Origin of the sequence: Oceanobacillus sp. HCA-5259, from assembly GCF_037892815.1 — a bacterium.
In the GTDB taxonomy this organism is placed as follows: domain Bacteria; phylum Bacillota; class Bacilli; order Bacillales; family Amphibacillaceae; genus Oceanobacillus; species Oceanobacillus indicireducens.
Genome location: NZ_JBBKBV010000024.1, coordinates 43,213 through 52,897 on the forward strand (window position 1 = coordinate 43,213; position 9,685 = coordinate 52,897).

Here is a 9,685-nt window from a genome sequence, read left to right on the forward strand (position 1 = left end):
TCTAGTCCTTACCAAGTATACTAAAGGGTAATGACAAGCTATAAAAGGAGAGCTTATGACGAATTTATTTAATTTCAACTTGGAGAACACGTACGCGGAACTCCCTGAAACTTTTTATCAAAAATTGAGGCCGAACCCGGTGGCGAATCCTCAACTTGTTTTTTATAATGAGGAACTTGGAAAAGCACTTGGTCTCAATAATGAAGAAATGCAAAGTGATGAAGCAATCGCTATTTATGGGGGAAATGCTCTCCCGCCAAATGCGATACCGCTAGCTCAAAGTTATGCCGGTCACCAATTCGGTCATTTCACGATGCTCGGTGATGGACGTGCGGTACTGCTTGGGGAACAAGTGACACCTGACTCCAAACGCTTCGATATCCAGCTGAAGGGTGCAGGGAGGACAGCCTATTCCCGTGGTGGTGATGGCCGGGCTGCACTTGGGCCAATGATTAGGGAGTACATGGTTAGTGAAGCGATGCATGGCTTAAATATCCCTACTACAAGGGGCCTTGCTGTAGTGACGACAGGGGAAGGGATTCGCCGGGAGACGATACTCCCGGGTGCGATTTTGACGAGGGTGGCTTCCAGTCATATTCGGGTAGGTACATTTCAATTTGCAGCCCACTTCTGTGAAATAGATGAACTTGTGCAACTTACTGATTATACAATTGAGCGGCATGATCCAGAAGTAAAACATGCGGAAAATCCGTACCTCGCTTTTTTGAGAAACGTGTTGGATCGGCAGGCGCAATTAGTCGCGAAATGGCAGCTCGTCGGGTTTATTCATGGCGTGATGAATACCGATAATATGACGATCAGCGGTGAAACAATTGATTATGGTCCATGTGCTTTCATGGATGCGTATCATCAGGATATTGTATTCAGTTCGATTGATGTGAATGGGCGTTATGCCTACCGGAATCAGCCGAGCATTGCCGCATGGAATCTGGCGCGCTTTGCAGAGACACTGCTTCCTTTACTCGGAAGGAGCAAGGAAGAACCCTTGAAATATGCGCAAGAAGCTATTTCAGAATTTGGTCCTTTATATAAGAAATATTGGCTGGAAGGGATGCGACAGAAACTCGGGATATTTGGTGAAAGAGAAGGGGATGAAGCCCTCATTGAAGAACTGCTCACGTTGATGCAACATTATCATGCCGATTATACGAATACGTTCTTAGCGTTAACTTATGGCAAAGAAGAAGATTTTCCGCTTGGACGTATGGATGAATTTAAAAAGTGGAAAATCAAATGGCAGGAAAGGATCAAAATACAAAGCGAGACGCAGGAAGCAAGCAACAAGCTTATGTATGAGCATAATCCAGCATTGATTCCGAGAAATAAGTGGGTAGAGGACGCCATCGAAGCGGCTGTTCAAAAGGAAGATTATACGCCAGCAGAAGAATTAATTCATCTCTTGAAAAATCCCTTTGCCCATACAGATGAACAGAAGGAATTTGCGAAAAGAAATTATGACACCGGAACTTCTTATCAAACATTTTGCGGGACGTAAAAAAGAGAAAGAAACGTAATAATGAAGCGCGTTTCTTTCTCTTTTTTATCACATTCTCCTTACAACGCATAATTTCTTCTTCCATCCATAAAAGGAGTCCCATTAGACTATCGCTTTAGCTGCTTCCATTGCTGATAAGCTTCCTTTAAACGAATCTGGTTCGATAATAATATTCAAAAAGTCCACCCTTTCGAAACAACTACAATAATGTGAATACATTATATAAGAGACGGTCTATAATGGGAAAGACCATTATTGAAAAACTTTAAAAAATCCCTGTTTATCCATTGAAAAAATAATTTAATTCTGATAAGATAACATCAACAATTGAAACGTTATGTGTAACTGGCGAAACGCGGAGACCACCGCGGGGGAGCACATAATGAAATCATGTCGATCGCCTGGGCAGAGGTAAGGGATTTTTAACTCCTTGCCTTTTTATGTTTAAGGAGGCGACTTGAATGAATAGAATATTCAAAAGCGACGAATGTTATGGGTGACACTATAACGGGAGCGGCTTCTGGAGAGAATGCATATGCATCGCCGAAGGGTTCAAAATCTCAGGCAAAAGGACAGAAGAACAACAAAGGTTTATTTGTTGTTTTCTAGATCTTTCTGAGATTGGGGTTTTTTCCAGTCTCTTTTTATGTTTCTAGGCTGCGTTGTGGAGATTAGAAAGAAAAGTAAGAGTAAAAAGGAGAAAGAGTAGAGAGATGACAACAATAACTTTAGACAAAACAAAAAGAATTAAAACGTTGAATCATATTGCTGAGGTAGGCCTCGCAATATTTAATGAAGAAGATTACACGATTGATAATGAAGCAAATGATCCGGATGCAATTGTTGTCCGGAGTTATCCGATGCACAACATGGCATTCGGTGGAAATTTAAAAGCTATCGCACGTGCTGGCGCGGGTGTGAATAATATTCCCGTTGATACTTGTTCCAATCAAGGTATTGTTGTATTCAATACTCCTGGGGCAAATGCGAATGCCGTAAAAGAACTCGTGCTTACTTCTATTATGGCATCCTCTCGTAACCTGTTTAACGGAGTCGATTGGGTGAAAGATTTAAAAGGCAAAGGGGAAGAAGTACCGCAGCTCGTTGAACAAGGGAAAAAGCAATTTGTCGGACGTGAGGCGAAAGGGAAGAAGCTAGGCGTCATTGGACTTGGTGCAATTGGAGCGATGGTTGCTAATGATGCACTGAATCTTGATATGGATGTTATTGGGTTTGACCCGTATATTTCTGTTGATACGGCTTGGGAACTATCCCGGAATATTAAGCGTGCGATGTCTCTTGGAGATGTATTTGAACAGGCGGATTTTATCACAATTCATGTTCCCCTTACAAATGAGACAGCAGGTATGCTAAATAGGGAAGCTTTTGAACAGATGAAGCCAGGCGTCCATATTCTGAACTTCTCGCGTGGCGGGCTTGTCGATGAAGATGCGCTTGAAGTGGCTCTGGAGAAGGGCCGTGTCGGTAAATACATTACTGATTTCCCTAATGATCGCTTACTTCATATGGAAAATGCGATAACATTACCCCATCTTGGTGCGTCAACGATTGAATCAGAGGAAAATTGTGCACGAATGGCAACTCGCCAGGTGAGAGATTTCCTAGAGACAGGTAATATTAAAAACGCGGTGAACTTCCCGAATGCGTTTCTTCCTTATACAGGAAAGCGCCGGGTTACGGTTTTCCATCATAATGTACCGAATATGCTCGGCCAAATTAGTGCGATTATTTCTAAAAGGGGTCTAAATATTGCGGCAATGATTAACAAAAGCCGTGGTGACTTGGCATATACGATGATTGATATTGACGAGAAAGTGAACGGGGACGTCATTCCAGGAATGGAAGCCGAAATTAATACAATCGAGGATGTAATCCGAATTCGCACAATCTAATCCAAATGGGACAGAGGCTCTGTCCCATTTTTTCGTTGTAAAGGAAAATTTTAAACAAGATGTTGTGAGAGATTCTAGCGCTTATGTCCGTTCTGACTCTTATCAATCAAAATCAATATGGAAAGCATGAAAACCAGCTGGAATGTGTTAGTTTTTCCAGCCGGTTTCATTATTTTTTGTCCTTTCTTTCATCTGTAATTACGCGATACGGGCGCATCATGTCATAATCTTCATGTTCGAGGATGTGGCAATGCCAGACGTATTCACCGGTATAGGGACCGAAATTTGCAATCACGCGGGTCATCGTTCCAGCGGGTACTTCAATTGTATCTTTCCAACTGCGATTATTCGCAAGAGGAGCTTGTGGTGCTCCTGTAAACAAAAGGGTCCCATCTTCATTGAATCGTTCAAGATCAAAGGTCTGATGATCCAGCACTTGAAATTGAATAAGATGAATATGGATTGGATGGGAGAAGTTGGTTGTGTTTATGAATGCCCAAATCTCTGTCGAATCTAACTGTGGATTTTCCGTAACTGGATCATGCCATTTCAGATTATTTAAAAGCAGTAAAGGACGATCATATTCATCAGTGGAACCAACTAGTTTTAAATAACGGACCGTCTTAATTTCATCTTGTTTTAAGGAAGGGACATAGGAAAGGTTAACAGGTAAATTACTCGTATCTTTACTTTTTAGCTTTTCTGTAACCCGGAATTGCATAATTTCTCCCATTCCGTCAGCTGGATCAGCACCTGGTCCAAGATTATTTTTTAGTATAATCGTTTGGCCTTCTAATTCCGAAAAATCGATGATGACATCGATACGCTCGGCAGGCTGCAGCCCGATTTCTTCCATTTCGACGCGTTTTCTAAGCAGCCCGCCATCTGAGCCGATTTGATGTAAAACCTCTCCATTATCAAGCGACAGCCGGTAACCTCTCGTGTTGGAGCCATTTAAAATACGGAAACGGTATTTCCGAGGTTCTACTTCCAAATATGGCCAAATTTTTCCGTTTACAACAATTGTATCTCCTAAAAATGCTGGCACAATGGAAGGGTTCGGTAAATTGGGATCAGCGTCATTTGGTTGCGCTGGGTAGGATAAGGAGCCGTCTGGATGGAAGCTCCGATCGACAATCATTAATGGAATTTCGTAGTCACCACTTGGGAGGTTTAGGGATGCTTCATGTTTATCCCGTAAAATGTACATTCCGGCAAGCCCGGCATATACATTGAGCCTTGTCAGTCCCATTGCATGATCGTGATACCAAAGTAAGCTGCTGCGCTGATGGTTTGGATAATGAAACGTCCGTTGTGTAAATGTTGGCCCTGTAACTTGGAAATTTCTTGTATACCAAGCATCAGGATGCCCATCGCTTTCTGGCTTTGTTTCCATCCCGTGTAAATGGACAACTGTACGGACGGTAGGGAGTTTATCCAAATCATGGATGGACGTATCAACGGGGAGGATATGTCTGTTCGGCAGCTCATTATGCCATGTTACAGATACCGGTTCATCACGGAATGCTTCAATCAGCGGTCCAGGAAATTGCCTATTATATCCCCATAATGTGGTTCGCGGCAAGTCACGGTGTAATTTGGCCCGGAATTCTTCCATCGTTATATCGTAATGTGCACCATTCCTTGTTTTTTTACTTGGTTGAAGTGTGTTTAAAAGCGGTAGAGGATCCACAAATTTTTCCAGTCGTTGCATTCTTTCACCTCAAATCTTCCTTATAACTAAACTCTCGCTCCTGAAAAAATCAATCTTACCAGGGATTTATAGTCGATGATGTGTATAGTTAGGCATGGTATTGCAACAAAAGGCATTCTCCTTAAATAAACTGTGGGCCTAAATGAAAGTTTCACTTACGCTGAATGGAAGTTCTTTCAATTTTTTTAAGATGTATCCTGTGTTTCAGGTTACGAAAGTTGAGCTTATAATAGTAAATGCAGTAATTTTTAATTGGGAAAGGCGAATGTACTATATAGCTATGAAAGTAGCCGCGACTATCGAGTGTAACAGGCTGGATGTATTGATGTATCATGCTTCAGGGTTTTAGAAACACATTAATACGAAGTGGAAAGATCTAACATCCGGTAGTAGCTCGATTCGTTCAACTATACCATTTAGTGGGGAATAAAAAGTTCCTCTTATTAAATGAAGTTTCACTTTAATGGTGATGGTTGGAACATATGAAGTATGATAAAATATGAAGGATCTAATTTGAAGGAGGAATAATAATGACGAAGGTACCTTTTCTTGCAGTTGAAGGTCCAATTGGTATTGGTAAGACTTCACTTGCAAAAAAGATCGCCAGTCATTTTGAATTTCATTTGTTGAAAGAGATTGTAAGTGAGAATCCTTTTCTTGACAAATTTTATGAAGATATAAATGAGTGGAGTTTTCAAACAGAAATGTTTTTCCTGTGTAATCGATATAAACAGTTAGAAGATATAGATAAGGACTATTTGAAGCATGGTCATCCGGTCGTGGCGGACTATCATATGGCGAAAAATATGATATTCGCAAAACGGACTTTAGATGAAGGTCAGTTTGATAAATACAGGCAGATTTATGAGATTTTAACGAAGGACATGCCGCAACCTAATCTTGTCATTTATATAACCGGTAGTCTCGATACGATTATGGAACGAATTAGGAAGCGGGGAAGAAAAATCGAGAAAAATATTGAATCGGAGTACTTACAGCAACTGTCGCTGGATTATAAACAATTCATGAACGACTTTGAAAAAGAAAATCCCGATATCCCGCTAATTCGGATTAACGGGGATGAGATGGATTTCATGCAAAATCAGGATCATCTGGAAAAAATTTTAAACATAGTTAACGAACAGCTGACAATTAAAGGAGCAAGCAAATGAATTGGAGAGAGAAATACGGTATACCGAATGATGCAGTAATTACGATTGCCGGTACAGTAGGTGTTGGGAAATCGACGATGACTACAGCTTTGGCGGAGGCACTCGATTTTAAAACATCTTTTGAAAAAGTGGATCATAATCCATATCTGGAAAGCTTTTATAAGGATTTTGAGCGTTGGAGTTTCCATTTACAAATTTATTTCCTGGCGGAGCGTTTTAAGGAACAAAAGAAAATATTTGAATACGGTGGCGGTTTTGTTCAAGATCGCTCGATTTATGAAGATACTGGAATTTTTGCGAGAATGCATTACGAAAAAGGAACAATGTCACCTACGGATTATGAAACATATAAAAACCTATTCGATGCGATGGTCATGACGCCATATTTCCCGCACCCAGATTTATTGATTTATTTGGAAGGATCTTTAGATGAAATAATTGGTCGTATTCGCCAGCGGGGGCGAGAGATGGAGCGGAAGACACCGGTTAGTTACTGGGAAGAAATGCATGACCGGTATAGTAAGTGGATTGACAGCTTTAATGCCTGTCCTGTTTTACGAATTAATATTGCAGATTATGATTTGAAACAGGAGGAATCTCTTGAACTGATTCTAGAGAAAGTTGGCCGGCGGATTGGCAAGCGTAAGATGAGATCCATGATTCCAATAAATGAGGACTATCGGCTGTAATGAAGAATTCCCTAACGGTCGATTTCTTGCATAAAATAAGGGGAGTAACCAAGTAAGGGGTGAAACCATGGGATTATATATTAATGGCGATTACGAAGATATTTATCAGACGGATGAAGCGGTTGATGATAATAATCAGGTAATATATTTTCATAACCGTACTACTGAAAGGCTTAAAGAACAAACGCAATTCAATGAATCGGTCGAGAAGCATGTAGCGGAAATAAAATCATCAACTGACAGGCAACATGTGCTGAATATGCAGAAATGGCATGAATTCGAGACGGAATATAGAAGACTGTTAGCGAAATTAGCAGCTATTTCAGAGGAGAATGAACGGCTTGCAAAACAAGTTACAGCATATATGGAGCGTCAGGAGGAGATTACGAACCAATTAGCCATTGACAAGAACAGGATGAAAGGTCTGGAGAAGCGAGTCGAGGAGCAGGAAGCAATGACAGCAAAGGTAGTGCGGCAACTGGATCATTTTCGCAGTGTCTTATATGAACGCACGAACTATTTAGCTGAAAAGGTTGAGGAAGCGACAGCATCTATTATCCGGTTTTTAAAAAATGAACCATACACATCAAGTACAAAGGAAAAAGAAAAGGCGATACGTTGAGTCGGGATATAAGTTGGAAAGAAAATAGGGCGGGGACATTTATCCCCAGCCCTATTCAAAGTTCAATTTATAGTCATCTGCTTTAATCATTTTTAATTTCCGGGAGAACACATAGATTAATCCTAAGTTTAATATAATTGGCAAGATGAGGAACGTGCCAAGCATAATCGTAATATTATTTAACGTCCAGCCGCCCTCAGCAAGATTAATATAATTTAAAGGCCCGACTAGACCAGATAAACCGAAACCCGCACTATAAGGCGTCCCTTGAATATTTAATACCCCCGCAAGTCCTCCAAGGAAAGCTGCGGTAATCAGCATAGGAAATGCAATTTTCGGTTTCATGATGAAGTTCCGCATTTGAATCTTCGGGGAACCAAGCACATGGGCAAGAGCTGTACCGAGCGAGTTTGCTTTATAGCTTGCAATCGCAAGCCCAACACCTGCTGCTACAATCCCGAGATTTGCCGCTCCAGAGCCGATACCGGAAAGCATAATTACCGTTGCAACACCAACAGTAGAGATAGGGGAGAGGATAATGAGACAGAAAATCACTGCAATCATTGCGCCCATCAAAACCGGCTGCATATTTGTAACAGCAGCAACCAATTCTCCTAACAATTCGGTTGAATAACGGATGAAAGGAAGTAAAGCATAACCTATCATACCTGGAACAATAATACTTAAAGTCGGTATTAATAGAATGGAATAGCCTTTCAAACGATTTCCAATCCATAGAACAAATAAGACAGCAAGTGCCGCCGTAATACCAGTGTTAATCACGATCCCGATACCGTTTAATGCGAATAGCCCTTCTTCGGTTTTCATAATAGCCCCGCTGCCGATCATCGCTGCAATGCCGACAGAAGCTGTTTGAATCGGTGTTAACTTAAATGTTACTCCAACCATTACTCCAATTAAAATCGGCAGTAAACTCATGACCATTACGGTTATATCAAATAAATGCTCCAAAGCTGGAAAATATGGAATTAATATTTTTAAAATTTCACCTAATAAAGCATTTGGAATTAGTGCGACAACAATCCCGATACTCATTCCGTTTAATAACTTACTGAAAAAATCCTTCATCCCCGCTCGTCTCCCCCAAACAAAGTAATTGCAGTAAATTATAAGATGAGTTTCGTTAATAGTCAACCATTTTTCTTTTGCAGAGTAATGCTTTTATGTATTAAAGTGAATGAGTGGCAAAAAAGATTGGGATAGAAGTCAATTCAGTTTCGCTTTTCTCAAAAATAAAACAGCTCTGTCACTTTTTGGACGAGCTGTAGATTATTTATTTAGTTGTTTCCATTACAATTGTTCCAGCTTTGCGGTCATGAGGGAATAGTTTTCCTGCTTGGCCTTCAAAGCTATCCCTATTCTTTATGTACGCGATGGTGCTAGTAGTGTCCCGGTGCAGCATTCTTTTTAAGATCTGTTCGTTCGTCAATTCCTTGCCGTCTTCACTTTTTAGTTCGATTCCCATTAGTTTGTAACCAATTGTCTGTCCACTGTTTTTGAGTTGCACATATTCTAATGTGTACTGGCTCAGAATTGGTAACACAATCATATGGAATGCTTCGTTTTTTATTTTTTTCCGTAAGAAATATTCTGCAGCTAGAGAAGCTGCCGTGCTAATACAGCCATCAATTAGTGAGGCCTTTAAGCGTTTTTTCGTCAATGGTTTCATCATAATTCCTCCCTTTGTCCTCATTACATACCTCTACCATATACGGAAATTGATTAGAATAGGTTTCATTTATAATAGAATATCTTTTGAGTTTGTGTTGTCGATTTTCGTTCTGTGGGAAAGAAATGCTGTCGTAAGATAGAGGCTCTTTCAATAAATTTAGCATGAACGCTCGTTTTATGACGAAAAGGCATGAACTATGGATAATATTTCTACTATCTAGTTCTTAAGCAAGATAAGGTACGGATTATCTTTTTTCCAATTTAAAGAAATATCTATTAAAAGAAACCGTTTTGGGAGATAAATCCTATCCTTTAAGACTCTGATCGTTTCTTCCTCTTTTAAAAGATCTCTCGTAAAGACTCTTTC

Annotated in this window: 8 protein-coding genes and 2 riboswitches; of the genes, 5 read left to right on the forward strand and 3 right to left on the reverse strand. The window is 40.4% G+C overall.

Annotated elements, in window-relative coordinates:
* Nucleotides 1-55: 55 nt before the first annotated feature.
* Nucleotides 56-1,516: a protein adenylyltransferase SelO gene (locus WKU33_RS13060; RefSeq protein WP_336251820.1), complete on the forward strand. Its 1,461-nt coding sequence runs from the start codon at nt 56-58 to the stop codon at nt 1,514-1,516.
* A 331-nt stretch (nt 1,517-1,847) separates the two neighbouring features.
* A riboswitch (ZMP/ZTP riboswitch) is annotated at nt 1,848-1,930 on the forward strand.
* 96 nt (nt 1,931-2,026) lie between these two features.
* Nucleotides 2,027-2,102, forward strand: a riboswitch (glycine riboswitch).
* A 127-nt stretch (nt 2,103-2,229) separates the two neighbouring features.
* Nucleotides 2,230-3,429, forward strand: a complete 1,200-nt coding sequence (locus WKU33_RS13065; RefSeq protein ID WP_188858662.1) for a phosphoglycerate dehydrogenase — start codon at nt 2,230-2,232, stop codon at nt 3,427-3,429.
* 169 nt (nt 3,430-3,598) lie between these two features.
* Here the strand turns inward: WKU33_RS13065 and WKU33_RS13070 are convergent, their stop codons facing one another.
* Nucleotides 3,599-5,143 carry a multicopper oxidase family protein gene (locus tag WKU33_RS13070; RefSeq protein ID WP_188858663.1) on the reverse strand — a complete coding sequence of 515 codons (1,545 nt, stop codon included), beginning with the start codon at nt 5,141-5,143 and terminating at the stop codon, nt 3,599-3,601.
* Nucleotides 5,144-5,673: 530 nt separating this feature from the next.
* Here WKU33_RS13070 and WKU33_RS13075 point away from each other — a divergent pair.
* From WKU33_RS13075 to WKU33_RS13085, 3 genes are all read left to right on the forward strand, one after another.
* Nucleotides 5,674-6,315, forward strand: a complete 642-nt coding sequence (locus WKU33_RS13075) for a deoxynucleoside kinase (RefSeq protein WP_336251819.1) — start codon at nt 5,674-5,676, stop codon at nt 6,313-6,315.
* Nucleotides 6,312-7,004: a deoxynucleoside kinase gene (locus WKU33_RS13080; RefSeq protein ID WP_156855704.1), complete on the forward strand. Its 693-nt coding sequence runs from the start codon at nt 6,312-6,314 to the stop codon at nt 7,002-7,004. Before WKU33_RS13075 ends, WKU33_RS13080 begins: the two co-directional genes overlap by 4 nt.
* Nucleotides 7,005-7,071: 67 nt before the next feature.
* Nucleotides 7,072-7,626, forward strand: a complete 555-nt coding sequence (locus tag WKU33_RS13085) for a hypothetical protein (protein ID WP_336251818.1) — start codon at nt 7,072-7,074, stop codon at nt 7,624-7,626.
* A 51-nt stretch (nt 7,627-7,677) separates the two neighbouring features.
* On the opposite strand, the gene WKU33_RS13090 is transcribed toward WKU33_RS13085, so the two are convergent.
* Both WKU33_RS13090 and WKU33_RS13095 read right to left on the reverse strand, forming a co-directional pair.
* Complete coding sequence (locus tag WKU33_RS13090) at nt 7,678-8,715, reverse strand: PTS transporter subunit IIC (protein ID WP_340455027.1); 1,038 nt, start codon at nt 8,713-8,715, stop codon at nt 7,678-7,680.
* A 205-nt stretch (nt 8,716-8,920) separates the two neighbouring features.
* The gene (locus tag WKU33_RS13095) at nt 8,921-9,316 is read right to left on the reverse strand and encodes an RDD family protein (protein WP_336251816.1); all 396 of its coding nucleotides are present in this window, start codon (nt 9,314-9,316) and stop codon (nt 8,921-8,923) included.
* Between the last annotated feature and the right edge of the window lie 369 nt (nt 9,317-9,685).

What these genes read in the sequence shown, in the direction of transcription:
- WKU33_RS13075 (WP_336251819.1), top strand. Translation starts at nt 5,674, where the DNA reads ATGACGAAGGTACCTTTTCTTGCAGTTGAAGGTCCAATTGGTATTGGT.
- WKU33_RS13070 (WP_188858663.1), bottom strand. Translation starts at nt 5,143, where the DNA reads ATGCAACGACTGGAAAAATTTGTGGATCCTCTACCGCTTTTAAACACA.
- WKU33_RS13060 (WP_336251820.1), top strand. Translation starts at nt 56, where the DNA reads ATGACGAATTTATTTAATTTCAACTTGGAGAACACGTACGCGGAACTC.
- WKU33_RS13080 (WP_156855704.1), top strand. Translation starts at nt 6,312, where the DNA reads ATGAATTGGAGAGAGAAATACGGTATACCGAATGATGCAGTAATTACG.
- WKU33_RS13095 (WP_336251816.1), bottom strand. Translation starts at nt 9,316, where the DNA reads ATGAAACCATTGACGAAAAAACGCTTAAAGGCCTCACTAATTGATGGC.
- WKU33_RS13065 (WP_188858662.1), top strand. Translation starts at nt 2,230, where the DNA reads ATGACAACAATAACTTTAGACAAAACAAAAAGAATTAAAACGTTGAAT.
- WKU33_RS13090 (WP_340455027.1), bottom strand. Translation starts at nt 8,715, where the DNA reads ATGAAGGATTTTTTCAGTAAGTTATTAAACGGAATGAGTATCGGGATT.
- WKU33_RS13085 (WP_336251818.1), top strand. Translation starts at nt 7,072, where the DNA reads ATGGGATTATATATTAATGGCGATTACGAAGATATTTATCAGACGGAT.